Source organism: Dermacoccus barathri (genome assembly GCF_015070805.1).
In the GTDB taxonomy this organism is placed as follows: domain Bacteria; phylum Actinomycetota; class Actinomycetes; order Actinomycetales; family Dermatophilaceae; genus Dermacoccus; species Dermacoccus abyssi.
Window position 1 is genome coordinate 546,347 of record NZ_JADCTK010000001.1, and the last position, 23,343, is coordinate 569,689.

Below are 23,343 nucleotides of genomic sequence, written 5' to 3' on the forward strand. Positions count from 1 at the left end.
ACGCGGCACCCGTGCCGCGGTCCCCGCTCAACATCGACGGTGGGGTTAGGCGTTCCAGTGCGAGCCGAGCGGGTAGCCGCCGTTGTCGCCGTTCTCCGTCGTCTTCGTCGCGAGCACCTGGTGCAGGTGCAGCCAGCCCTCCTCGAACGCCAGGCGCGAACCGGCCATGTAGATGCCCCACACGCGCGCCGTCGGCAGGCCGGCCTCGCCGACGCAGAACTCCCAGTTCGCCTCGAGGTTGCGGCACCACGCGGCCAGCGTGTGCGCGTACGACAGGCGCAGGTTCTCGTCGTGCTGCACCTCGAACCCGGCGTCGTGGCACTCCGCGATGAGGCGCCCCGGCGAGGCCAGTTCACCGTCGGGGAACACGTAGCGGTCCGTGAACGGCTCCGGGCGCGCCGACGCCGTGTCGTCACGACGCGTGATGCAGTGGTTGAGCAGGCGCCCGCCGTCACGCAGCTTCGAGTGCAGGAACGTGAAGTAGTCGTGGTAGTTCTTCACGCCGATGTGCTCCGTCAGGCCGATCGAGCTCACCTTGTCGAAGCCCGTCTCCGTCACGTCGCGGTAGTCGCTGTGGCGAATCTCGACGAGGTGCTCCAGGCCCGCCTCGCGCACAGCACGCTGACCCCACTCCGCCTGCTCGCGGCTCAGCGTCACACCGAGCACACTCACGCCACGCTCGCGCGCGGCGTGGATCGCCATGCCGCCCCAGCCGCAGCCGACGTCGAGCAACCGATCGCCCGGCTGGAGGTCGAGCTTGTCCGCGACGAGCGCGAACTTGCGCTCCTGCGCCTCCTCCAGCGAATCCGTCGCCGCGTCGTAGACGGCGCACGTGTACGCCATCGACGGGCCGAGCACCTTCTCGTAGAACGCGTTCGAGACGTCGTAGTGGTAGCTGATCGAATCGGCCGCCCGCGACATCGGGTTCACCTTCGCGAGGTGACGCTTCCAGCGCGGCTGGCTCTCGATCTCCGGCAACGGCGGGTGCTTGAGCGCCTTCGTCCCCAGCGCCTTGACGATCGGCGCGAGCACCGACGCCGCGTCACGCTTGCCCAGATCCTTCACGCGCAGATCGCGCTTGATGAGGCTGAACACCTCGTACGGGTCGCCCTCGGAGAAGCCCGTCCCCGTCAGCGTTCCCGTGAGGTACGCGCGAGCGAGCCCCAGGTCGCCGGGCGCTGTGAGGAGGTAACGCAGCCCCTCCTCGTTCTCGATCCGCAGCTGAATCGCAGCGTCCTTCGGCCCGACGTCGGTGCCGTCGTACGCGGTGAGGCGCATCGGCAGCGGCTCCTCGAGCACCGCGGTGACGGCCTGCTGAACGAGGGGTGCGCCGGTCGGCGTGGTCATGCGTGAGTCCTTACCTTGTCTGCGAATTCGGGCAGTCGGCCCGAGGGGTCGTACATCGACTTCATACGGCGGTATTCGGCTGCGCCGTAGAGGTCTTCGAAGGTCTGAGCGTCGTAGTAGACGTCGGAGTACAGCGACTTGTGACCGCCTATCGTGGGCAGCACGGCCTCGATGTCGCGGTTGACGTCGCCGTCCGCGCGGCCGGGCTCGATGGCCACCGTGCCCCAGAACCCGACATTGACGTAGGTGCGGTTCGGCTCGAGCCGGTACAGCGGCCACGCCTGATCGCCGCGCAACCGCAGCGGGCAGACCCACACCGGCGTCATGCCGACGTGCTCGTCGAACCACGGCATGAAGTTCACGAGTTCCTCGAGCGGCACCTCGACGTCCTGGACGACGCGCTCACGCGGTAGCTCGCCGCGCATCGAGTCGATCTTCGCGGCCACGCCGTAGCGGTTCTCGAAGCCGACAATGCGGTGGAATACGTCGCTGCGGCGGTACTTGCTCGGCCACAGCCGGCGGACCGTCGGGTTCTGCACACCGAACGCGTTGGAGCACCAGAACCAGTCCGTGTCCCAGCGCCAGATGTAGTCGTGCGCCGTGAGGGTGTCGCGGTCCAGCTCTTCGAGGCTGCGGTAGAAGATGCGCTGACCGGTGTAATCGCTCGGGTGGCGGCGAACGTTGGGGAAGAAGTTCGCGAGGACGAGGTAGCACTCGCCCGGCGAGACGATCATGCCGTCGAGGCCGTCGACGCGCTCGCCCTCCCACACCTCGTCCGCGACGATGCGCTCGATCGCCTCCGTCATCGCCCGGGCGGAGTCGAAGCGCACGTTGCGGGTCTCGACGAGGTCGCCGATCGGCGCGAGTTCGATGCGCAGGCGCGTCGCATAGCCGAGGCTGCCGTAGCTGTTCGGGAAGGCCCGGAAGAGGTCGGCGTGCTCGTTCGTCGGCGTCGCCGAGACGATCGTGCCCTCCCCCGTGAACACGTCCATCTCAAGGACGGATTCGTGCGGCAGCCCGTTGCGGAACGACGTCGACTCGATGCCCAGGCCCGTCACCGCACCGCCGAGCGTGATGGTGCGCAGCTGCGGCACGACGAACGGCATGAGGCCGTGCTGAAGCGTGACGTCGACGAGGTTCTCGTACGTGCACATGCCCTGGACGTCGGCGGTGCGCGCTTCGGCGTCGATGCTGATGACGCCGGCGAGGCCCTCGACGTCGAGCCCGCGGGTGGCGCGCTCGCGCGGACGGAAGAGGTTCGAGGTCTTCTTCGCGAGGCGCACCGTCTCGTCCGGGCCGAGCGCGGCGAAGGACTCTCGCAGGCGCGAAACAGCCCGCTCGTGAGCCTCGACTCCGACCGGACGCGCGGTCTGAGAATTTCTATTGAACATCGATGTACCTCACGTTCTGACGCTACACCCGGCCCCAGATTATCCGCGACCTCCCGCGGATGAGACGGTGCTCACGCCCTGGGGTGTCTACCCGAACAGGGCTTCGCTCCACGCGTTGCGGAACATCCCGTCGGGGTCGAGACCGCGCGCCTCGGCATCCACCTCCGGCAGCGCCGGGAAGAGTTCGAGCATCCGCTCGCGCGACGTGGCGTAGAGCTTGCCCCAGTGCGGGCGCGCGTCGAACGGCTCGAGCGCAGCCTCCAACCGAGGCAGGAAGCGCATGACGGCGTCCGGGTCGCGGTGCCACGTGATGTGCACCGCGACGACGTCCGCGCCGCGCATCGGGCTGAGCGACAGGTGGTCACCGGCGACGGCGCGAATCTCCATCGAGTGCGCCAGCGTGGCGAAGACGTCGGCGAACTGCGGCAGCGCTGACAGTGCGGCACGGGCGTGCTCGCGCGGCACGAGGTACTCCGACTGCACCTCCTCCCCCACGCTCGGCTCGAACTCGGAGCGGAAGTGCGTGAGGCGCTCGTAGCTCGGCCCGGCCACTCCGAGTTGCTCCGTGACGGCCACGGGGTCGGCACCCGGCGAGGGATGACGCGCACTCGTGGCAGCGCGGGCTCCGAGGATCTCAGCCGGCGCGGCGTCACCGCCGCGACGCTTGGCGAACAGGAGCGCGCGACCACCGTCCTGCCAGTTCGGGGCGAGGCTGAACGAGTACAGCTCGCTGACGAGCGTGTCGAAGTGCTCGACGGCGGCCGCGTAGTCGAGGCCCTCGTACACCGTCGTCGCGATCTCGAACGCGGGCACGACGTCGAGTTCGAGCTCGACGATCGGCCCGAACAGCCCCAGGTGCACGGGGTAGTGCGCAAAACCTGCGTCACCGCGACGCACGATGCGCAGATCGCCGTCGGCCGTGACGTGCGTGAGGGAACGCACCGCGGACGCAAGGCTCGGCTGCGTGACGCCCGAGCCGTGCGTCGCCGTCGCAATGGCGCCCGCGATGGTGATGTGCGGCAGCGACGCGAGGTTCGCGAGCGCCAACCCGTGCTCGGCGAGCGCCGCGTTCGCCTCGGCGTAGGTGATGCCGCCGTCGACCCACGCACTGCCCTCGTTCGTCACCTCGACGCGGCGCGGCAGGTCGCGCAAGGTGACGTGGACGCCGTCGGTGTCGGCGACGGAGTTGAAGCAGTGCCGGGTGCCGACGACCCGCAGCCGCTTGCCCGACGCTCGAGCCGCGCGCACCGCGTCCTGCACCTGCTCGACGCTCGTGGGCGCGAGGCGCTCACTGGCTTCGTAGACGACGTTTCCGGCCCAGTTCGTCACGGGGATCTCGCTCATGAAACGACGCTATACCCGCGGGCCGAGGGTGAGGTCAGCCGATGAAGTTGTAGTGCCAGGACTCGGGATTCGAGCCGTTCCGGTCGAGGTAGGCGGGCCGGTCCCAGCCGTACTCCTTGCCGTGAGCGGTGATCCACATGTCGTACGGGCCACCGAAGCCGGAGCGATACGGAGTGCCGGACATGGCGCTGCTGCTGCGGGTCTCCAGGTCGATGGCCACGCCCATCCCGTGGTTGGACGTGCCCGGCCGGGCAGCCCGGGGGTATCCGAGGAAGCCGGCGTACTTCTGCTGCGTCGTCAGGTCGCGGTAGGCCTCGTCGATCTTGATGTCGTAGCCGTACTGAGCGCGGAAGGCCGCGTTCATCTCGACGAACGACTTCGCGGCCGGGCACGCCAGGAACCGGGGCTGCGTGGGGGCCCAGTTCGTCTGGGTCCAGGAGGGCAGGGCGCACATGTCGTTCTTCTTCGCGACGCCGTTGTACGCGGACATGGTGTTGGTCGCGTAGATGAGGGCCGACGAGACGTAGCGACCCGTGTGAGCGCCAGAGGTGATCCTGAACCAGTCGTCGCTCACGTACTTGCCCTTGAGTGCGGTGCCCTTCGGGATGTACGCCACGAGCTTCGAGTGCGTCGTCGCCGCCGAGCGCACCGCGATGGGGTCGCGGTTCGTGATGACGTACCGGGTGACGGTGATGCCGACGGGCGCTTTGTTCGTGCCGAGTGCGGTGGGCCCGGACCGGAGCGGGTCGGTCCACAGCAGGTCGATGTTGCGCAGGTACTTGCCGTTGTAGGGCCCGCCGGTGATCTTGAACAGCTTGGTTCCGGCAATCTTGCCGGTGACCTTGGTGTTCACGGGGATCGTGGTCAGCTGGGTTCCGGCGCTGTTGTACAGGTAGGTCTTGGCGTACCCGACCCAGGCCGACGTGCCGGTCGGCGCGGGGACGCTCGGCTTCTTGGCCGGCGGGGCAGTGGCCGTCGTCTTCGCGAGAACGCTGTCCTTGACGTACTTGCCCGCGTACTTGCTGGGGGTGCTGATCTTGACCCAGCCGTTGGAAAGCGTGCCGGTGACCGTTGTGCCAACGGGCATCTTGCCGACGAGGACGGAGCTCGTGGCCGGGCTCGTGCGCACATTCGTGGTCTGGAACGTGGAGCGGGTCACCGTGGTGGAGGTCGCGGCGGGCGCCGCGAGGCTGACGGCGGCGCTCCCCGCGACCGTGCCCCCGAGGGCGAGCGTCACGGCCACAGCGAAGCTGCGGGGGTTGGCGAGGATCATGCAGTTCTCCAGGATTAAGGCATGCCCGCTCGCGAGGCGACCGAGGTGGTGGCCGGCGACGGGCGACGGGCTCGTCAGGCAGCGCGAGCGCCGAGAATCCCGGCCATCACAGAGTCGCCCACACGACGCTGCGCGATGCCCGAAGGCACCGATCTTCGACGCCCCCGTGGAAGACGTTGCCGCCACGGTGCGTGACGGAGATCTCGCTCTTGGAGTGACGTTATACCCCCTGCACCGACAATCAGCCCGAAGCGCACGAATCCTTCAGACAGCCCCCGGTGACAAGTTCGTGTCGCCCCCCTGTCCGACCTCAGATCGTGACGACCATCTTGCCGGTGTTGCCGCCGGTGAGCAGATCCATGAACGCCTGCGGCGCGTTCTCGAGCCCCTCGACAACCGTCTCGTCTTCGGTCACGAGACATTGCGAGGTGACGAGGATGCCCCGCTCGGTTGACAAGATTCTGGAGCACGCCGACGAACTGACCACCCGATTCGAGACCTGGGAGCCCAGCGCGAACGACGAGGTCGACCCGCGTGCTCCCGTGAACCGCGTTCGGCCGCCGCGGAACGCTCCTCCGCCGAGCGTCACCTCTGGGACCGGAAGCGGTTCGCCTGGCACGCGACTTCGGGGATGTCGTGGCGGTCCTCGGAACCTTCATCGGAGCAGTAGCGAGACAGCGCTACTGCCCATGCGACGCATTAACCCGATTCACGAGTGCAGCGGCTCAACTGTCTGCTGGTAGAGCGCCAGGCGCGGTTCATCGTCGACGAGCCGATAAACGCTCGTCATGAGCGCGGTGAACGGCTCGTCGTCCCCGCGACGTGCCGTGGCGCGGTACGTCAGCGCGGCAGCCGATGCGCCGAGGGGTAGCAGCTTCACGTTGCTGAGCTCGTACATCGACCACGGCGGCGCGCCGTCGAGCGACTCGACCACCCCGCCGCGATCGAGCAGGAGCCCGCCCGCCAGGAGCATGACGCCGTCATCGGTCATAAGGCGGCCGTAGAAGTCAGCACCCGCGCGCGAACACAGCGCCTGCCAACCGCGGTGCTCCAACGTGACGAGGCGTTCTTCGCTCAGGTTCGACACGGTGGGCCTCAGATCGTGACGACCATCTTGCCGGTGTTGCCGCCGGTGAGCAGATCCATGAACGCCTGCGGCGCGTTCTCGAGCCCCTCGACAACCGTCTCGTCCCACGTGACATCACCGGAGCCGATCCAGCGCGCCATCTTCTCCTGGAACTCGGGCACGAGGTCGCGGTGGTCGGCCTGGATGAACCCCCGCATCGTGAGGCGCTTTCCGATCATGAGGGCCAGGTTGCGCGGCGCAGCCGGCGGCTCTGCCGAGTTGTACTGCGCGATGGCGCCACACATCGCGATGCGCCCGTTGAGGTTGAGCGCCGAGATGGCCGCCTCGAGGTGGTCGCCGCCCACGTTGTCGAAGTACACGTCGATACCGTCGGGCGCCGCGTCCTTGAGCTGACGACGCACGTCACCGTCCTTGTAGTTGAACGCCGCGTCGAAGCCGCTCTCCTTGGCGCGCTCCACCTTCTCCGGCGAACCGGCCGAACCGATGACGCGCGACGCGCCCTCGAGCTTCGCGATCTGCCCCACGAGCGAACCGACGGCACCCGCCGCGCCCGAGACGAAGACGGCGTCACCCGGCTTGAACTCGGCCGTGCGCAGCAGGCCGCCGTACGCGGTGATGCCCGGCATGCCCAAAACGCCGAGGTACGTGGACGGCGAGATCTCGACGCCGTTGATCTCCCGCTCCACCTTGCGCGCGCCCTTCGCCGGGACGACCGCGAGGTCGCGCCAGCCGAGACCGTGCAGCACGAGGTCGCCCGCGGCGAACCCGTCGGCCTTCGACTCGACGACCTCACCGACCGCGCCACCGTCGAGCGGCTCGTCGATCTGGAACGGCGGAACGTACGACTTGACGTCGTTCATGCGCCCACGCATGTACGGGTCGACGCTCATCACGACGTTGCGCACGAGCAGCTCACCGTCACCGAGCGCGGGCAGTTCGCGCTCCTCGAGACGGAAGTTGTCGGCCGTCGGAGCACCCTCCGGGCGCGACGCGAGAACGATGATGCGGGCCTTTTCGAAAGTCATGCCCTCACCATGTCACACACCCCTGACAACCCCCTGGCCGCATGGCGCAAGATGGAACCATGACCATCGAGATCTCGTACGCCACCGAGGCCGACATCGACGACGTCGCAAGCCTTTTCGAGCAGTACCGCAGCTTTTACGGCAAGGCCCCGACGCACGACGCCCGCACCTTCCTCGAGGAGCGCGTGGCCGGTGGCCAGTCGCTCGTCCTCGTCGCCCGCGACGGCTACCGCGTCGTCGGCTTCGCTCAGGCCTACCGCGCGTTCGACTCGATCCGCCTCGCCCACGAGTGGATCCTCACCGACCTCTTCGTCGACGGCGCCGCCCGCGGTCGTCGCGTCGGCGGTGGCCTCGTCGACGCTCTCGTGACGTCGGCGCGCGACAACGGCGCCCACGCCGTCATCGTCGAGACGGAGGCCGACAACGGCTACGCCCACCGTCTCTACGAATCGCGCGGGTTCGAGCAGGCCCGTGACACCGGCCGCTCCGTTCGGTACGCCCTGCACCTGCGCGACCACCACTGACGTCCGCAACGGGCTACAGCGAGCGCGCGACAAGTTCCTTCATCACCTCGTTGGCGCCGCCGTAGATCTTCTGGATGCGCGCGCCGGCGTACATCTTGGCGATGGGGTACTCGGACATGAAGCCGTACCCGCCGAAGAGCTGCAGCACGCGGTCGATGACGTTGCACTGCACGTCGGTGGTCCAGAACTTCGCCCGCGAGGCCGTCGCGGAGTCGAGGTCTCCGTTGACGTGCAACCCGATGCAGTGGTCGAGCAGTGTGCGGGCGGCGAGCACGTCCGTCGAGCACTCGGCGAGCACGAAGCGCGTGTTCTGCAGGTCCATGAGCACGCCGTCGAACATCTCGCGCGACTTCGCGTGTTCCACACCCAGCTCGATGGCGAGCTCCGCCGAACCGACGGCCGTGCACGCCAGGCCGAGGCGCTCCTGCGGCAGCTGCTCCATGAGGTGGTAGAAACCGCGGCCCTCCTCGCCGAGAACGTTCTCGACCGGAACGCGCACGTCGGTGAAGTGCAGCTCGCGGGTGTCCTGGCCGTGCTGGCCGATCTTCTGCAGCACACGTCCGCGCTCGAATCCCTCGAGTCCGTCCGTCTCGACGACGAGCAGCGAAATGCCCTTGTGCCCGGCCTTAGGGTCACGCTCGCCGGTGCGGGCCACGACGACGATGAGGTCCGCGTGGCCGGCGTTCGTGATGAACGTCTTCGACCCGTTGACGACGAAGTCGTCGCCGTCACGCACCGCGCGGGTGCGCACACGCTTGAGGTCCGAACCGGCGCCGGGCTCCGTCATCGCGACGGCGCCGACCATCTCGCCGGTGCACATTTTCGGCAGCCACCGCTTCTTCTGCTCCTCCGTGCCGTACGCGAGCACGTAGTGCATGACGATGATCGAGTGCACGACAAAGCCCCACGAGTCGTCGCCGGCGCGCGCCTGCTCCAGGGCGACGACGGCCTCGTGGGCGAACGTACCGCCCCCGCCGCCGTACTCCTCGGGGATCGACAGGCCCAGCAGCCCGAGCTCACCGGCCTTCGTCCACACCTCGCGGTCCACGGCGTGCTGCTCGTGGAAGCGGTCGATGTGCGCGGCGAGTTCGTCCTCGCAGAAACGTCGGGCGAGGGTGCGCAGATCGTCGAGTTCCTCGTTCATCCACGGCGATCGGTAGGGCAGCGGCGCGGTGGGGCTCATGCCTGATCCTTTCGAGCTGACGGGCGGTGCCCCCAGTGTGCCGCACCTCACATGCACGGCGGGCGTTCGCCCCTGCCGAACCTGTCGACCGAAATTCAAACCGAAGGGCGAAAAACGATGTCGAATATCGCCCAGTTCGGTGCGTCTGAGACAAGCGTTCGGCTACGCTCTCGCCTGCAGGGGTGCACACGGGAGCGATGGTTGCAAAATCGCCACGCAGCCACCGCTTTTGAAACACGTTGCAACCGCCAGGTTGCGAAGTGTCGACACGAGAGAACTCTCGCGTCTACGCAGGACGTCGCCCGGGAGGGCGGCACGAAGGAGTCGACACCGATGGCGAGCCACGACGCCGGATGGGACGCGTTCCGTAGCGAACTGCGTCACTGGATGGAACTGCGTCACTTCACGAGCCGCGCGCTCGCAATGAAGCTGAACGACGCCCTCGGGGCGTCGAGCGACGTCAACCTCGACGAGCACGTGGTCAAGCGTTGGCGCCACTCCACCGCGCCGCCCCTGGCCGCGGTTCGCCACATCGCCGCCATCCTCGAGATGAGCGACGACCCGACGGGCGCCGCACCGCACGACCCCACGTTCATCCTGCGCCGCATGGGCCTGCTCGCCGAGCCCGCGACGACGGGCGAGCTCGTCGACTCCAGCTTCCGCCTCCAGGAACTGCGACTCCGCCTTCTCGACGTGCGTGCCTCCCTCGGCGAGCACTCGGCGCGAAGCGGCGCCGGCCGTCTCGTGCAGACCGCGATGTCACACGGCTACGCCGCAGCCGTCTACCCCGTGTGGGCCGGCCCCACCGGCTACCCCATGCACGTCTCCGACCGCATCGACTTCCGCGCAGCGCGCCCGGGCCTCGGCAGCATCGACGACGTGCCCTCCATGCGGTCGCTGTTCGTGGAGAACTTCGTCGTGCCCGGCGAGCTCGGTCCACGATTCAGCACCCAACCCGACGACCTCGCGACGCAGGAGCACTGGGCCATCCCCCACATCGGGCGCCCCTCGACGCGCAGCGGGCACATGCTGCACCTCGCCGTGCCGTCGATTGCCGTGTCGGCGCAGACGGCCCGCGCATGGGTCGACGACGTCGCCTCGATGCTCGCCTGGGTGCTCGGCTACGGCTTCGTCAGCACCCGCGAGATCGCTCGCGAACTGACGCGCAACCCGTTCGCCACCGAGGCACTGCGCAACGACGTCCACGAGCAGTTCCTCACCCAGGCGCCCGCGCGTCACGTGTGGTCACACCACGCCGCCGGCCTGCCCAGCGACAACCCGGGCGCGCCCTGGACCGACGCCAGCGGCGCCGTCGCCTCCTCGCTCGTCCACGTCCGCCTCGTCGAGACCGACGCCATCCTCGACCACGAGAGCGACTGGCTCGCCGAGCAGCTCGGCACCACCGAGGAGGAGGCAGCCGTGCTCGCCAAGCGCGACCGCGACGAAGCCGCCAGCCGCCTCGACTCCCCGACCATGCAGCAGGTGCGCCACCGCGTCGTCACCGTGCCGGTCGAACTGCTGACCGACGCCTCGGACCGCTGGGAGCAGGTCTTCCAGACCGTGCTGCTCGTGACGCACCGCCTCCACGAGCTGGGCGTGAACGTCGACCTGTACCCCATCCACGAACGACTCGCGCGCGACGAACCGGACATCGCGCCGACGATCCTGCGATGGCTGGCCGACCACGGCTCGCCGCTCGTCAGCGAGACCTTCTCGTCGTCGCACCATCTCGGCTGAAGTTTCACCGGAAATCTGGCAACGCTGTGCCGTAGATTGAACATTCGACCTGCTTCTCGAGGTCGAAGCGCGAGACGACGGCGCCTCCATGCTGCGCCACCCCGCCCCCGGATCCTTCTCCTCTACCACCAGGAGCACCTTCGACGGATGGCTGCACACGACGCGAGTTGGGACATCTTCCGCTCCGAACTCAAGCATTGGATGGAACTGCGCAGGTACACGAACAAGGCCCTCGCAGACGCGATCAACGCCGACGCCGATGACGCCGGCCTCTCCGCGCCCATCACCGAACAGATCATCAAGCGCTGGCGGCACTCGACGTCGCCGCCGCTGCAGTCACTCAAGGTGATCGGCCGCATTCTCGGCATGAGCAACGACCCCGCCGGGAACGCACCGTACGACCCGACGTACCTGCCGCGCGCCATGGGAATCCTCGAGGCCGCACCGGAGCACTCGGAACTCATCGAGGCGGCCTACCGGCTGCAGAGCATCCGCGCGAAGATCACCGACGCCCAGAGCACCCTCGCGAGCGCCACGGCCGACGAAGGTGTCGTCAACATCGTGCGCAGGGCGATGGAGAGCGGCCTCGGTGCCGCCGTCCTCCCGATCTTCGAGGGCCCGCGCGGCTACCCGATGCACGTGTCGGACCGCATCGATCTGCGTGAACCGCAGCCCGACCGTCCCGCGCCCAAGCCGATCGACCACCCCGGGCTCGCCGACGCGCTCCAGGACTCGTTCGCCGTCGTCAGCCGCCGCACGCCACGTTTCGCCGTGCCGGCCGACGCCCCGACGCCGACAACCTTGTCACCGTGGGCCGTCCAGTACGTCGGTCGCCCCCGCCCCGGCATCGTGCACCGCGCCCACGACGGCGTTCCGGCCGTCGTCATCACCTCCGTCACGACGACGCCGTGGACCGACGACGTCGGCGCCCTCGTGGCGATGGTGCTCGGCTACGGCTTCACGACGACGCGTGAGTTGGCGCGCGAACTCGTCAAGGACCCGTACCGCAGCGACCACCTGCGCAACGACATCCACGACAACTTCCTGTCCGCGGCGACGCCGACGCGGCGCGTCTGGTCGCACCACGGCTCGATCCTTTCCGGCGACAATCCGTACGCGCCGTTCCGCGATGCACAGGGACGCGTCACGAATCAGCTCGTGCAGATCTGCCTCGTCGAGGACGACGCCTCCCTCCTGCACACCGCGCAGTTCCCGCCCGGGCGTCTCGGCGGGGGACGCCCCGTCGACGAGGTGTCCTCGGAGTTCGACGAACTGCGCCGTCAGCGGGACACCATGGTGGCGCGCGCGGAGGAACTCACCGGGAACGTGCGCGTCTTCTCCCTGCCCGTGACCTTCTCCCCGGAACCCGACGAGCGCTGGCTGCAGGTCTTCCGCTGCACCCTCGCCGTGCTGCAGATCATCGCCGGGCTCGGTATCGACGGCGACCTGCGTGACGTCCACGACCGTCTCGTGCGCAGCGACCCGCAGGTGGCGCCGCAGGTGCTGCGCTGGCTCGCCGACCACGACGCGCCCTTCGTCGATCCGCGCTACCGCACGCGCCGCTGACCCCCGCGGGGTGGAGATGCTGGACGCGTGGGCGGCGAGGGCGTAGAACAGGAATCGACCTGTACGACGCACGAGGAGGACGCCATGAGCGACATGGGTAACGACAAGAACGCTTCCGACGTGGCCGACACGCCGACGCCCGACGCCGACGAGGCCGTCGACGAGCAGACGGGCTCCGACCTCGAGGGCAACGCCAACGACGACGTCGTCGAGACCGAGGACGCCGGCTGAGCCGACCGATCCGAGAAAAGGGGCTGCCGCAGTTCGACACTGCGGCAGCCCCTTGCGCCACATCTGTGCGTCAGCGCAGGGAGTCGAGCCACTCCTGGGCAGCGACGTAGGCCTCGTCGCTCGCGTCTGGGCGGACGTCGACCGGACGGCGGTCGGCGCGCGCGTAGGAACCGAGGAAGCGGACCTGCGCGGCAACGCGCTGCAGGCCCATGAGCGCCTCGCCGACGCGCTCGTCCGCGACGTGCCCGTCGACGTCGATGGAGAAGCAGTAGCTGCCCATCGCCGCACCGGTCGGGCGCGACTCGAGGCGCGTCATGCTGATGCCGCGCGTGGCGAGTTGTTCGAGCAGTTCGAGCAGACCACCGGGGCGGTCGTCGTGCTGGTAGAGCACGAGCGTCGTCTTGTCGTGGCCGGTCGGCTCCGGCGTCGAGCTTCCCCCGTCCCGCCCACGGGCACGCTTGACGAGGACGAAGCGCGTCACGGCCCCGACGTTGTCGCCGATGTCGGTGGCGAGCGTCTCCAGACCGAAGACCTGCGCGGCCATCGGGGCGCAGACGGCCGCCTGGTACTGGCCGACCTCACCGCGCGCGAGACCCTGCGCGGCGGCCGCCGTCGACAGCGTGGGCACGTACGTGGCCCCCGGCAGGTTCTTCGTCATCCACCCGCGCACCTGCGGCCAGGCGTGCGAGTGCGAGCCGACGCCGGTGATCGCGTCCTCACGCGTGCCGGGGCGCACCGCCAGGACGAACGTGATCGGCACGAGCACCTCGCCGACGAGCCGCAGCGTGCCCTCGGAATGCTCCGAGTTGAGGGCGTCGAGCGTCGAACTGACGCCACCCTCGACGCTGTTCTCGATCGGCACCATGACGGCGTCGACCTCGCCCTCGCGCACCGCGTCGAGCGCCGTCGGCACGGTGGCGTAGGGCACCGACTCGGCCAGCAGCGCCTCGGCCGTCTCGGCATCGTTGTGCTGGTGGTGCCACTGACGCAGCGCCGCCTGGGTGAACGTGCCCTCGGGGCCGAAGTAGCCGAAGGTCTCGCGTGCGCTCACGGTGTCTCTTTCCCGGCCCGCGCTGCCGCGACGGCCTGCTTCTCCTCGGGCGTGAGCTCGATCGAGCTCCGCCCGTTCTCGATGCTCTTGGCGTAGGTGCGCGACTCGCTACGCGCGTGGATCGACGAGATGACGAGGCCGTCACCGTCGTCGTCGAGCAGGGCCGCGGAGAACGACAGGCGCCCCGCGATGTCGCCGAACGCGTCGTAACGCACGAGCGCCACACGCTTGAGGCTGTCGCCTGCGTCGTCGGTTGCGCTGCGCAGTTCGCTTCGCGCGGAAGCGAGTTCTCGCGCAACCTCCTTCGGGCCGTCGCCGTCACCCCAGAGCACCCGGAAGCGCCGCTCCAACGTCACGACGCGCCACACTGAGACCACCGCGACGAGGCACGCCACGGCGGCGACGGCGAGAGCGGCGATCAGCATTGGTTCAGCCTAGGGAAACTCGGGCAGCCCGCGTCAGGCCGGTACCCAGCTCGGGAACTCGACGCCCGCGAGCCCGGCGATCATGAGCGCAGCGAAGATGAGGCAGACGACACCGCCCGCAGCGCGGATCGTGGACAGGCTGATGCGGTTGAGCAGCGCGCGGCCGACGGCGGCACCGAGGCCCGAGACGAGCGCGAGCGCCGTGAACGCGGCGATGCCGACGGCCCAGGGGTTGCCGCCCCGGGCGACGAACCCGGCCGTCGCGAGCTGCGACAGGTCGCCCCACTCGGCGAGGAAGAGGATGAGGAAGCTCGCGCTGATCGCCTTGAGGCCCTTGGCGGGCTTCGCCTTGCCGGCGAACTCCTCCTCGGCCTCGTCGCCCTCGGCGGCTGCGTCCTTGGCGCCCTTGATGAGCAGGATGCCGGCCACGAGGAAAAGCAGCGCGACGACGACGTGAACCGGCGTCTCCGGCAGCTTGCTCAGCACCGCACCGAACGCGACGGCGACGAACGTCTGGACGAGGAACGCCGACGCCACCCCGATCCACACGTACAACGGGCGGTACTTCGTCGCAAGAACGAGCGTCGCGATGAACGTCTTGTCGGGCAGTTCCACGAGGAACAGCGTCGTGAAGACGGTCAGCATGAGGGCGATATCCACGCTGGCCAACGATACGCGAGCCGGGCCGCCGGGGACTCACCTCCGTCTCAGGGCCGACACCTATGCTTGAGCGATGTTCCGCCGGTGGCTCGTCAGCGTCCTCGCGGCCGCGCTGGCGTTCGCGGCAGCGGCGTTCGGCATCAGCACGATCAAGGGCGACCGGCCTCCCACGCACCGCGTTCAGCCCGGCAACCTCGTCGTCATCGGCATGCCGGGCCTCACGTGGAGCGACATCAACGAGGAGACCACTCCGACGCTGGCGCAGATGGCCGGTCACGGCGCCATCGGCAACCAACTCGTGCGCGCCATCAGCGCCCACACCTGCAGCGACGCGGCGTGGGTGACGTTGGGCGCCGGCGCCCGCACTCCCATGGGGTACGGGCCCCCGATGGCGTCCAGTTCCGGCACCAACTCGTTCTGCCCCGAGCCCGTCACCGGCGTCCACAACCCGACGACCCAGACCTACACCTTCCACCAGTGGGACACGTGGTCGAAGGTCGCCTTCCGTCGCAACATCCCCTCCCGGATGGGCCTCGTGGCGAGCACCCTCGAGGACGACCAACAGTGCGTCGCCGCCGTCGGTGAGCGCGCCACGCTCGCCGCCGCGAACCAAGACGGCTTCGTCAGCCACTACTCACCGACGCTCACCAAGGACGCCCTCAGCGCCTGCCCGGTGACCTTCGTTTCCCTCGAGAGTCGCAACGACGCAGAGCTGCGCTACGTCATCGACAACGCGCCCATCGACACCACGTTCCTCGTCACCGGTCTCACCGACGACGAGCGACCCGAGTCGCCGCGCGCCATCATTCTCGACGGGCCGAACATCGGCGGCGGCATGTTGCGTTCGCGCTCGACGCGCCAGCCCGGCCTCGTGACGACGACCGACATCTCCGCGTTCATCCTCGAACGTGTGCCGAACCCGCCGACGCTCGGTGAGGGCAGGCCGCTCTCGGTCGAACGCACGTCGACACCCGCGACGATCCGCTCGGTCCACAACATGCAGACCCTGTTGCGCACCGAGCACAACCTCATTGCGCCGTTCTTCACGTGGGTGTTCTCCATCGCCCTGGCACTCGCGCTCGTGGGAGTCGGGCTGTTCGTACGGGCGCGACGGCTTTCCGGCGGCCACCTGACGCCGCCGTCACGAAAGGACGCCGAGGCCGAGAGCCCACAGGTGACTCGGGCCCGGCGACTCAACCGGTGGTGGTGGAGCGTGACGGCCGCGCTACTCGCCAGCGTGCCGGTCGCCACGTTCCTCGCGAACCTCTACGCCTGGTACCTGCACGAGCACGCCCTCGTGCGCTACGGGTTGAGTGTGCTCGTCGTGCTCGTGCCGACGGCGATCGTCGCCTTCCTCGGGCCGTGGCGCAGGTGGACGCCCGGACCGGCCGTTTTCCTCGCGGGGTTCACCGCCGTCACGCTCGCCATGGACGTCGTGCAGGGTTCGCGCCTGCAACTCGTGTCGATGCTCGGCCTGCAGCCGGTGTACGGCGGGCGTCACTTCGGTATGGGCAACGTCGGGTACGCGCTGTTCATGACGTCCGCGCTGTTCGTGGCCGCGATGCTCGCCGGGCGCTACCGCGCGATGAAGCGGCCCCGTTTGGCGCTGCTCACGGTGCTCGCCATCGGCGTGCCCGCGATCCTCGTCAACGGGGTGCCGCAGTGGGGCAACGAGGGCGGCGGCTCGGCGGCGTTCGTGCCTGCGCTCGTGTACCTCGCCATGCGTGCGCGCGGATGGCGCATCACGTTCACGCGCCTCATCGCGGCCGCTTTCGCTGGTGTTGTCTTCGTTCTCGGCGTCGCATGGCTGGACTACCTGCGCGGCGAGTCGGAGCGAACCCACCTCGGTGACGTGTTCGCCGGGCTCATCGGCGACGGGCAGATCAACCCCGTCAAGCGCATCCTCTACACGAACTGGAACATGCTCAACCAGCACTGGTTCCACTGGCTCGTGCCCCTCGGGCTGCTCGTCGCGGTCGTCGTGACGGCCTTCCCGACGGGCCCGGGGCGCTTCCTCCAGCCGCTCTTCGTGCGTGTGCCGATGCTGCGCCACGGGCTCATCGCCATCATCATCATGCTCGGTTTCGGGTTCATCGCGAACGACTCGGGCACGTCGATCCCGCCCGCCGGCGCCCTCGTCGTCATCCCCCTGCTCGTACTGACGGCCGCCCGTCTCACGTCGTCGGCCACCTACGAGGCGCCCCGCGTTCCTGCGGCCGGTCGGCTGCCGTCGAAGAAGTGACGCGAGCGTTCGAAGGTGCCGCGCCGAGGCGGGGTTGAGGACTCAACGCGCCCTGACGGCGAGCACGCACCTGGCACTGCGTCACCTCGCCCCCGCGTTCCCCCGAACGCACTGCGCCCCTCGTCCGAAGCGGACGAGGGGCGCGGGTGGCGCGACAGTCAGCGAAGCGTGATCTGGCGCGAGACGATGCCGTTGCGTGCGCGGCGCTCCTCGGCGTCGAGCGGCGTCGAATCGAGCGAGGCGTAGGCCTCCTCGTAGGCGGCGGCGAGTTCGAGCATCGGCTTGCGCTGTTCCTCGGGCAGCCGCGTGGTGACGACCTCCCACACCGGCGTCAGCACACCGCAGGCACGGAAGGCGCCGAGGAGACGGCCGTCGTCGTCGTTGCTCGGCATGCGGCCCTTGCCCGACGCGGAGAGGCGTGCGAGAGCGTCGGTGGCCTTGTTCTCCTCCTGCGGGAGCACCCAGCGCACGAAAGCGCGGTCGCCGATGAGCACCCAGTAGGCCGAGTCGACGCCGGGCAGCTTGAAGGTGGGAGCGATGGAGTCGTTGGCGTCCTCCATCGAGATGGAGGCCTCTTCGCCGACCTCGTGGTCCTCGGGGATCCAGAAGTCGAACGTGTCGTGCACCGTGGGCTCGAGCGAGGTGCTCGTGAGCATGTCCTGCAGACGCGGGGTGACGGCGCTGACGGGCGGCATCGCGGCGAGCGGCTGCCCCGGCTCGAGCTGCGTGACGGCGATGAGCTGCGCGGCAACGTCGCGGCTGGCGTCGCCGGAGCCGCCGCCGGTCTGCAGCGCGACCATCATCTCGCCACTCTCGCGACGCAGGCCGGGCCACGCCATCGGCAGGATGGTGGCGACGATCGCCTCGTGCTCGGCGCCGTCGACCTCGAAGGTGACCTTCGCGGTGGCGGACGGCACGATCTCGCGCATGGCGACCCAGTCGGTCTCGTTCGCGAGGCCCTCGAAGGGGCGCGCGACGAACGGCGCCGGCTGCTGCGAGGGGTCTTTCGCGACCCGGTTTTCCTTGCCCTTACGGCGTGAAGCCTTACCCATGGGCACGATTCTAGGCGTGACGACGCCGGGGTGCCTCCCCGCCGTCGCGCGAGCTGCAAACGGCTGATGGGTGGCCGTCGACCCGTGCGGTCTGGGGATGTTGTGCGGATCCGGGGGCGATATATCGCGGCCAGATCGAGACAAATGCCCCAGCTAGGAAGTCGGCCTGGCGGCGGGGGCGGGCGTCAGGCGCGGCGGCGGCTCGGGCCGCCGAGGCTGGCCCACACGGTGCGGCCGTTGCGCTCGTCGGTGACGCCCCACTCGTGCGCGAGGGAGCGGACGATGCGCAGCCCGCGGCCGGCGTTGACCCACTCGGCCTTGGGCTTGGGGACGGGGACGTCGTCGCTGCCGCCGTCGGTGACCTCGACCTCGACGCGGGGCGCGCGCACCTTCCAGTGCACGCGGATACTGCCGTCGGCGAGGGGCTTGGCGTGGCGGATCGCGTTCGTGACGAGTTCGCTGACGACCATCTCGGCCTCGCTGATGATGTCGTCCTCGATGGTGCCGTCGGAGAGGTCGTCGACGATCGCGTGGCGAATCTTGGGCACCGACTCCAGGCTCCAGTCGAGGCGGACAGTTCGGACGCGTGCGTCACTCGACACGGTGACTCCTCTCCCTGGGGGTGTGCTCCGTGCACAGTTTCTCACGCGCGTGAAAAACCGACCGGTAGCGCCTGGAGGTCGTCGCCGCAGTCCAGTCGCTGCCGGGCTCGCTTCGTAGCCGGTGACGTTCGGTGCGGTTGGTGACGTTGCACCGTCACCAACCGCAGAAAACGCAGCCGGCTGGACAGAACGTCAGGCCCTTGTCGCCTCGCCGCCGTCCTCGCTAGCGTCGAAGCCATGACGACGAATTCCCCTCTGCCCCCGCGGTATCCAGCACATCGGCGTCACCGTGCCCGACCTCGAGGCGGCCACGCGCTTCTTCGTCGAGGGCCTCGGCGCCAAGGTGGCCTACGACGGCCTCTCCCCCGACGACGAACCCCGCCAGGGCGCCGAGGTGGAGCGTCAGCTCGGGTTGCCGCGCGGCGCGGCCATCCACCGTCAGCGCATGTTCGTCATCGGCGAGGGGCCGGGCCTTGAGGTGTTCGAGATCAGCGGCGAGCAGCGCCCGGCGGCCGGCCTGGCTGACTTCGGCCTCAACCACATCAGCTTCTACTGCGACGACATCGAAGGTTCGCTGCGCCGTCTCGTCGACGCGGGCGGCGAGGCGCTGAGCGAGGTGCACGGCAACAGCCGCTACGAGGATTCCGAAGGCAACGGCAGCGTCTACGTCAAGGCTCCGTGGGGCATGCTCATCGAGCTGCAGACGATCCCCGGCGGCCACTACTACCCCGACAACTCCGAGGCCGAGGTCTGGATGCCGAAGCCCCGCGACTGAGGTCGCGGCTCATCGACGGCGCACGTTCCCCACTCGCGCGACATCCCGCGCTTGTGGGGAACTCTCAACCCTGTTGAGCCCCACGTGCGCGACATCTCGCGCGAGTGGGGCTCACCCGTAGAACGCCGCCCGGGCGGCGAGGACCTCTGCAGGCTTGTTGGTGATGATCGCGTCGACGCCGTTGCGCAGGCAGCGCAGGACGTCGTCGGGTTCGTCGACCGTCCACACGTGCACCTCGTGGCCGCGGCCGTGCTGCTCGGCGACGAGGCCCGGGTTGCGGCGCAGCATCCCGACGCTGATCGCTGCGATCGAGATGCCGCTCGGCAGGCGTCCGCCACGGATGCGCTGCGGCATGACGCCCTCCATGAGCCACGCGAGCGGTACCTCGGGCGCGAACCGCGTCAGCCGCGTGACGGCCGGCAGCGAGAACGACATGACGCGCACGTTCGTGCGCTCCGGGTCGTGCGTGTCCAACCCGAAATCCGCCAAGACTCGCGCCAGTTCGGCCTCCACCTTCCCCGCGTGCCGCGACGGGTGCTTCGTCTCGATGGCGAGGTCGACGCGGCGCCCGGCGGCCAGCGTCGTGCGCAGGAGCTGACGCAGCGTGAGGATCTGCGACGCGTTGCGGTCGGCGAGCTCCAGGTCGTCGGCGCCGACGCGCGCCTTCCACGACCCCCAGTCGAGCTCCTCCAGCATCGCCAACTCGAGCGCGCTGATCGCCCCGGTGCCGTTCGACGTCCGCTTCGCCGTGCGGTCGTGGACGCAGACGAGGTGCCCGTCGGCGGTGAGCCGCACGTCGCACTCCAACGCGTCAGCGCCCACCTCGATGGCCCGTTCGTACGCCTCGAGGGTGTGCTCCGGCTCGTGGTGCGACGCCCCGCGATGCGCGACGACCTGCGGCGGGCGGCCCGTCAGCGTCGGGATGTCGAGCGGCTCCACGGGCGGGCGCACCGCACGGAACCCGTGCGCGACGACCTTCGTCGGCTTCGGCAACGCCGGGCGCTGGGGCTGAGCGGGCACGTCGACCATCCTTACCGCGAGGAGCGAACCGGGCGCGCCGCCCGCCGACTAGGGTGACGGCGACGGCACATGCCCACGATTTCACGAGGAGCCTCATGAGTACGCAGGAGATTCCCGAAGAACTTGACGCGGCCAGCTTCGCCCCCACGAGCACGTCCGAGGTGCTCGCAGCGCGCACCGGCTCGCTGGCCCGCATCATGCTCAACCGTCCCAAGGCGATCAACGCGCTCACCACCGACATGGTCGATTCCGTGCGCGAGTGCCTCGACGCGTGGCGCGACGACGACTCCGTCACCGCCGTGACCATCGAGGGCGCCGGCGAACGCGGCCTGTGCGCGGGCGGCGACGTACGCAGCGTCCGCGAGGCCTTCCTCGAGGGCCAGCACGAGCGCACGTTCAGCTTCTTCGAGCGCGAGTACCGTATGAACGCGGTCATCGCCGACTACCCGAAACTCATCGTGAGTTACCAGGACGGCATCGTCATGGGCGGCGGCGTCGGCATCTCCGCCTACGCCGGTCTGCGCGTCGCGACGGAGCGCACGAAGGTTGCGATGCCGGAGACGATCATCGGCTTCTTCCCGGACGTAGGCGCTCTCTACCTCCTCTCGCGCGCACCCGGCGGCACAGGCGCCTACCTCGCGCTCACCGGCACCACCGTCGATGGGCACGACTCCTGTTACGTCGGGCTCTCGGACGCCGTCATCGACTCTGCCTCGTGGGCGACCGTCATCGAGCGCCTCGCCGACGGTGCCACCCGCGACGAGGCCGTCGCCGGCCTCACGACGAGCGCGGACTCCTCGCTGGAGAGCGATCGCGCGTGGATCGACGACGCCTTCGGATCCGGCGAGCAATTGCGCGCGCCGTCGGACGTCCTGGCCCGTCTTCGCGACTCGGACGAGACGGCGGCCGGCGAAGCTGCTGACCTGCTCGTTCAGCGTTCGCCCCTGTCCGTGGCGGCGACCCTCGAGGCTTTGCGTCGCGCCGCGTCGATGGATTCGGTTCACGAGGTGCTCGACCAGGACAAACGCCTCGCCCGCGGCCTCGTCGAACACGGCGACTTCGTCGAGGGCGTGCGCGCGCAGCTCGTCGACAAGGACCGCGCGCCGCAGTGGTCGCAGAAGTCCTTCGACGAGATCAGCGACGAGCAGGTCACGCGCCTGTTCGACTGACGAACCACCATGTGACGAACGGCCCGGTGTGTGAGCTGCGCAGCTCACACACCGGGCCGTCGGTCACAGATCGTGGACGCGTCAGTGGAGCACCTCGTGCCCGATGACACAGCCGACGATGCCGTCACTGACATTCGATTCACACGGGCTCCCGCTACCTCGAGAGTCATTCGGCTGACCGGCGATCCGCCGCATGCCCTCTAGACGACCGTGAACGCGGGCGCGGCGAAGCCGAGACCATCGGCGAAGAGGCTCGTACCCTTGTTCGTCGGGGTGGTGAAGGTCGCCTTGAAGACGTAAGTCCCCGCCACCGCCTTGAAACTGAACGACGTCGACGAGAGAGTGCGGCTGATGGCGCCGGAGGCCACGTACGGCACCTGCACGCCGCTGGTACCGCTCGGCGTCGTATAGGTGGCCGCAGACCCCGAAACGACCACGCCCGAGGGTGAGGTCAGCTGCACTGCAAGCGTCTGCGCACCAATGGGGGAATTCGCAGGGCGAACCGCACCCAGGTCGTACGAGACCCGGTACGTGCACCCCTCTCGCAGACGCGACGCTGAACTCGACGACGGCTGGACCACCACGTTGTAGGTCGCCGTGGTCGTGGCGGGGTCCGTGCTCGTGGCCGTCGTCTGAGCTATGAAGTAACTCTTGCCATCGGCACCGGTCGTCACCTTGTTCGACGTGGGGCTTACAAGCGTGCCGGTGGCGGGACTGGCGAAGACCCACGTCGAGTCGAAGGTCGTCGCCACGGACTGGCACGTCGAGGCAGCTACGGCCGGGGCGGCCGCCCCCACGACGATCACGGGCGCAGCCCACGCCAGCCCCTTGGCCACATTGCGGCGGCTGACTCCACTGCCGTCGGATTGGAACTGGTCTTCCATTCCCACAAGCCTTTCGCGCGACAGAAAACTGGCCCCGCAGGGCTCACGAGTAGCCGGAGACATCGAACCTCACGCTGCTGCGTGGGGTCATTGGCAACACGACGTGCCGCGATCACCCTCAGCCCCCGGCGACTCCCTACGGGACATCATCCTACGAATCCCCTAGCAGATCTACCCCCTAGAACCCATCACGGCTCCGCCACCACAGGACCCAGCGCCACGGTTGTGCGTGTACCGGAGTGGTGCCGAAAGTCCTCCGCGCCGATCCACGACGAGCAGGCCGCGCGTCTCCTCGGCTGCCGAACGAGGATGTGACGAACGGCCCTGTCACGGAAGCGTCAGTGGAGCACCTTGAGCCCGATGACGCAGCCGACGATGCCGAGCAGCAACAGAACCTTGGCGAGTGAGACCGGTTCCTCTCCCGTCGCCATCGCGTAGGCCACCGTGAGAACGGCACCGATGCCGACCCAGACGGCGTAGGCCGTACCCACCGGCAGCGACTTCATCGCCGTCGCCAGGCCGATCATGCTGAAGGCGCACCCCACGACGAACAGGATGCTCGGGCCGAGCTTCGTGAACCCCTCCGACTTACCGAGCGCCGTCGCCCAAACCGCTTCCATCGCACCGGAAATCACGAGAATCACCCATGCCATCGTCATTCACTCCCGATGGCCGTCTTGTCGCGTTCCGGGTACGGCTCCCTCGTCCGGGCCCCGCGGTGGCGGGGTCGATTCCACGATCTCAGACCTGGAGGT

At 68.9% G+C, this 23,343-nt stretch carries 22 protein-coding genes, 1 pseudogene and 1 riboswitch; of the genes and pseudogenes, 7 read left to right on the forward strand and 16 right to left on the reverse strand.

Annotated features, from left to right (window positions below):
• Window positions 1–45: 45 nt before the first annotated feature.
• From IM689_RS02620 to IM689_RS02645, 7 genes and pseudogenes are all read right to left on the reverse strand, one after another.
• Window positions 46–1,347, reverse strand: a complete 1,302-nt coding sequence (locus IM689_RS02620; protein WP_193642745.1) for an SAM-dependent methyltransferase — start codon at window positions 1,345–1,347, stop codon at window positions 46–48.
• Window positions 1,344–2,738 carry an FAD-binding oxidoreductase gene (locus IM689_RS02625; RefSeq protein ID WP_193642746.1) on the reverse strand — a complete coding sequence of 465 codons (1,395 nt, stop codon included), beginning with the start codon at window positions 2,736–2,738 and terminating at the stop codon, window positions 1,344–1,346. Before IM689_RS02625 ends, IM689_RS02620 begins: the two co-directional genes overlap by 4 nt.
• 87 nt (window positions 2,739–2,825) lie before the next feature.
• Window positions 2,826–4,082, reverse strand: a complete 1,257-nt coding sequence (locus tag IM689_RS02630; RefSeq protein WP_193642747.1) for an FAD-binding protein — start codon at window positions 4,080–4,082, stop codon at window positions 2,826–2,828.
• Window positions 4,083–4,116: 34 nt separating this feature from the next.
• Window positions 4,117–5,355, reverse strand: a complete 1,239-nt coding sequence (locus tag IM689_RS02635; protein WP_193642748.1) for a D-alanyl-D-alanine carboxypeptidase family protein — start codon at window positions 5,353–5,355, stop codon at window positions 4,117–4,119.
• 310 nt (window positions 5,356–5,665) lie between these two features.
• Window positions 5,666–5,770 (reverse strand): annotated as a pseudogene (locus IM689_RS15125) (NADP-dependent oxidoreductase); the annotation flags it as partial.
• A gap of 294 nt (window positions 5,771–6,064) precedes the next feature.
• Complete coding sequence (locus IM689_RS02640; protein WP_193642749.1) at window positions 6,065–6,442, reverse strand: nuclear transport factor 2 family protein; 378 nt, start codon at window positions 6,440–6,442, stop codon at window positions 6,065–6,067.
• Between the two features lie 8 nt (window positions 6,443–6,450).
• On the reverse strand, window positions 6,451–7,467 hold the full coding sequence (locus IM689_RS02645; protein ID WP_193642750.1) for an NADP-dependent oxidoreductase: 1,017 nt from the start codon (window positions 7,465–7,467) through the stop codon (window positions 6,451–6,453).
• Between the two features lie 59 nt (window positions 7,468–7,526).
• Here IM689_RS02645 and IM689_RS02650 point away from each other — a divergent pair, with 59 nt between their 5' ends.
• Entirely contained in the window at window positions 7,527–7,991 is a 465-nt protein-coding gene (locus tag IM689_RS02650; protein ID WP_047310709.1) for a GNAT family N-acetyltransferase, read from the forward strand.
• Between the two features lie 13 nt (window positions 7,992–8,004).
• Here the strand turns inward: IM689_RS02650 and IM689_RS02655 are convergent, their stop codons facing one another.
• The gene (locus IM689_RS02655) at window positions 8,005–9,174 is read right to left on the reverse strand and encodes an acyl-CoA dehydrogenase family protein (protein ID WP_193642751.1); all 1,170 of its coding nucleotides are present in this window, start codon (window positions 9,172–9,174) and stop codon (window positions 8,005–8,007) included.
• A gap of 333 nt (window positions 9,175–9,507) precedes the next feature.
• Between IM689_RS02655 and IM689_RS02660 the strand changes: the two genes are divergently transcribed.
• The 3 genes from IM689_RS02660 (at window position 9,508) to IM689_RS02670 (ending at window position 12,708) form a co-directional block, all read left to right on the forward strand.
• Window positions 9,508–10,911 (forward strand): hypothetical protein, encoded by a 1,404-nt coding sequence (locus IM689_RS02660; protein ID WP_193642752.1) that lies wholly within the window; start codon window positions 9,508–9,510, stop codon window positions 10,909–10,911.
• A gap of 147 nt (window positions 10,912–11,058) precedes the next feature.
• Entirely contained in the window at window positions 11,059–12,477 is a 1,419-nt protein-coding gene (locus IM689_RS02665) for a hypothetical protein (RefSeq protein WP_193642753.1), read from the forward strand.
• Window positions 12,478–12,561: 84 nt separating this feature from the next.
• Window positions 12,562–12,708 carry a hypothetical protein gene (locus IM689_RS02670; protein WP_156170139.1) on the forward strand — a complete coding sequence of 49 codons (147 nt, stop codon included), beginning with the start codon at window positions 12,562–12,564 and terminating at the stop codon, window positions 12,706–12,708.
• A 70-nt stretch (window positions 12,709–12,778) separates the two neighbouring features.
• Here the strand turns inward: IM689_RS02670 and pheA are convergent, their stop codons facing one another.
• From pheA to IM689_RS02685, 3 genes are read right to left on the reverse strand one after another with little or no spacing between them, the layout of a single operon-like run.
• On the reverse strand, window positions 12,779–13,759 hold the full coding sequence (gene pheA / locus IM689_RS02675; RefSeq protein WP_193642754.1) for a prephenate dehydratase: 981 nt from the start codon (window positions 13,757–13,759) through the stop codon (window positions 12,779–12,781).
• Window positions 13,756–14,184 carry a DUF4446 family protein gene (locus IM689_RS02680; protein ID WP_193642755.1) on the reverse strand — a complete coding sequence of 143 codons (429 nt, stop codon included), beginning with the start codon at window positions 14,182–14,184 and terminating at the stop codon, window positions 13,756–13,758. Before IM689_RS02680 ends, pheA begins: the two co-directional genes overlap by 4 nt.
• Before the next feature lie 33 nt (window positions 14,185–14,217).
• A complete protein-coding gene (locus IM689_RS02685; RefSeq protein WP_193642756.1) occupies window positions 14,218–14,844 on the reverse strand; it encodes a TMEM165/GDT1 family protein in 627 nt (208 codons plus the stop codon).
• A gap of 73 nt (window positions 14,845–14,917) precedes the next feature.
• On the opposite strand from IM689_RS02685, the gene IM689_RS02690 reads away from it, so the two are divergent.
• Window positions 14,918–17,086 carry a DUF2339 domain-containing protein gene (locus IM689_RS02690; protein ID WP_193642757.1) on the forward strand — a complete coding sequence of 723 codons (2,169 nt, stop codon included), beginning with the start codon at window positions 14,918–14,920 and terminating at the stop codon, window positions 17,084–17,086.
• A gap of 158 nt (window positions 17,087–17,244) precedes the next feature.
• Here the strand turns inward: IM689_RS02690 and IM689_RS02695 are convergent, their stop codons facing one another.
• Window positions 17,245–18,138, reverse strand: coding sequence for a DUF5926 family protein (locus tag IM689_RS02695; RefSeq protein WP_193642758.1), 894 nt, complete (start codon window positions 18,136–18,138; stop codon window positions 17,245–17,247).
• Between the two features lie 185 nt (window positions 18,139–18,323).
• The gene (locus IM689_RS02700) at window positions 18,324–18,740 is read right to left on the reverse strand and encodes an ATP-binding protein (RefSeq protein ID WP_193642759.1); all 417 of its coding nucleotides are present in this window, start codon (window positions 18,738–18,740) and stop codon (window positions 18,324–18,326) included.
• A 277-nt stretch (window positions 18,741–19,017) separates the two neighbouring features.
• On the opposite strand from IM689_RS02700, the gene IM689_RS02705 reads away from it, so the two are divergent.
• Window positions 19,018–19,515 carry a VOC family protein gene (locus IM689_RS02705; RefSeq protein WP_319803780.1) on the forward strand — a complete coding sequence of 166 codons (498 nt, stop codon included), beginning with the start codon at window positions 19,018–19,020 and terminating at the stop codon, window positions 19,513–19,515.
• 111 nt (window positions 19,516–19,626) lie between these two features.
• On the opposite strand, the gene IM689_RS02710 is transcribed toward IM689_RS02705, so the two are convergent.
• Window positions 19,627–20,535, reverse strand: a complete 909-nt coding sequence (locus IM689_RS02710) for a glycerophosphodiester phosphodiesterase family protein (RefSeq protein WP_319803771.1) — start codon at window positions 20,533–20,535, stop codon at window positions 19,627–19,629.
• A 95-nt stretch (window positions 20,536–20,630) separates the two neighbouring features.
• Here IM689_RS02710 and IM689_RS02715 point away from each other — a divergent pair, with 95 nt between their 5' ends.
• A complete protein-coding gene (locus IM689_RS02715) occupies window positions 20,631–21,704 on the forward strand; it encodes an enoyl-CoA hydratase/isomerase family protein (RefSeq protein WP_193642761.1) in 1,074 nt (357 codons plus the stop codon).
• Window positions 21,705–21,904: 200 nt separating this feature from the next.
• On the opposite strand, the gene IM689_RS02720 is transcribed toward IM689_RS02715, so the two are convergent.
• Both IM689_RS02720 and IM689_RS02725 read right to left on the reverse strand, forming a co-directional pair.
• Complete coding sequence (locus IM689_RS02720; protein WP_193642762.1) at window positions 21,905–22,588, reverse strand: hypothetical protein; 684 nt, start codon at window positions 22,586–22,588, stop codon at window positions 21,905–21,907.
• 338 nt (window positions 22,589–22,926) lie between these two features.
• Complete coding sequence (locus tag IM689_RS02725; protein WP_193642856.1) at window positions 22,927–23,241, reverse strand: DMT family transporter; 315 nt, start codon at window positions 23,239–23,241, stop codon at window positions 22,927–22,929.
• A gap of 14 nt (window positions 23,242–23,255) precedes the next feature.
• A riboswitch (guanidine-III (ykkC-III) riboswitch) is annotated at window positions 23,256–23,319 on the reverse strand.
• Between the last annotated feature and the right edge of the window lie 24 nt (window positions 23,320–23,343).

What these genes read in the sequence shown, in the direction of transcription:
- IM689_RS02680 (WP_193642755.1), bottom strand. Translation starts at nt 14,184, where the DNA reads ATGCTGATCGCCGCTCTCGCCGTCGCCGCCGTGGCGTGCCTCGTCGCG.
- IM689_RS02620 (WP_193642745.1), bottom strand. Translation starts at nt 1,347, where the DNA reads ATGACCACGCCGACCGGCGCACCCCTCGTTCAGCAGGCCGTCACCGCG.
- IM689_RS02655 (WP_193642751.1), bottom strand. Translation starts at nt 9,174, where the DNA reads ATGAGCCCCACCGCGCCGCTGCCCTACCGATCGCCGTGGATGAACGAG.
- IM689_RS02625 (WP_193642746.1), bottom strand. Translation starts at nt 2,738, where the DNA reads ATGTTCAATAGAAATTCTCAGACCGCGCGTCCGGTCGGAGTCGAGGCT.
- IM689_RS02660 (WP_193642752.1), top strand. Translation starts at nt 9,508, where the DNA reads ATGGCGAGCCACGACGCCGGATGGGACGCGTTCCGTAGCGAACTGCGT.
- IM689_RS02670 (WP_156170139.1), top strand. Translation starts at nt 12,562, where the DNA reads ATGAGCGACATGGGTAACGACAAGAACGCTTCCGACGTGGCCGACACG.
- IM689_RS02715 (WP_193642761.1), top strand. Translation starts at nt 20,631, where the DNA reads ATGAGTACGCAGGAGATTCCCGAAGAACTTGACGCGGCCAGCTTCGCC.
- IM689_RS02690 (WP_193642757.1), top strand. Translation starts at nt 14,918, where the DNA reads ATGTTCCGCCGGTGGCTCGTCAGCGTCCTCGCGGCCGCGCTGGCGTTC.
- IM689_RS02650 (WP_047310709.1), top strand. Translation starts at nt 7,527, where the DNA reads ATGACCATCGAGATCTCGTACGCCACCGAGGCCGACATCGACGACGTC.
- IM689_RS02630 (WP_193642747.1), bottom strand. Translation starts at nt 4,082, where the DNA reads ATGAGCGAGATCCCCGTGACGAACTGGGCCGGAAACGTCGTCTACGAA.
- IM689_RS02720 (WP_193642762.1), bottom strand. Translation starts at nt 22,588, where the DNA reads ATGGAAGACCAGTTCCAATCCGACGGCAGTGGAGTCAGCCGCCGCAAT.
- IM689_RS02635 (WP_193642748.1), bottom strand. Translation starts at nt 5,355, where the DNA reads ATGATCCTCGCCAACCCCCGCAGCTTCGCTGTGGCCGTGACGCTCGCC.
- IM689_RS02725 (WP_193642856.1), bottom strand. Translation starts at nt 23,241, where the DNA reads ATGGCATGGGTGATTCTCGTGATTTCCGGTGCGATGGAAGCGGTTTGG.
- IM689_RS02665 (WP_193642753.1), top strand. Translation starts at nt 11,059, where the DNA reads ATGGCTGCACACGACGCGAGTTGGGACATCTTCCGCTCCGAACTCAAG.
- IM689_RS02695 (WP_193642758.1), bottom strand. Translation starts at nt 18,138, where the DNA reads ATGGGTAAGGCTTCACGCCGTAAGGGCAAGGAAAACCGGGTCGCGAAA.
- IM689_RS02645 (WP_193642750.1), bottom strand. Translation starts at nt 7,467, where the DNA reads ATGACTTTCGAAAAGGCCCGCATCATCGTTCTCGCGTCGCGCCCGGAG.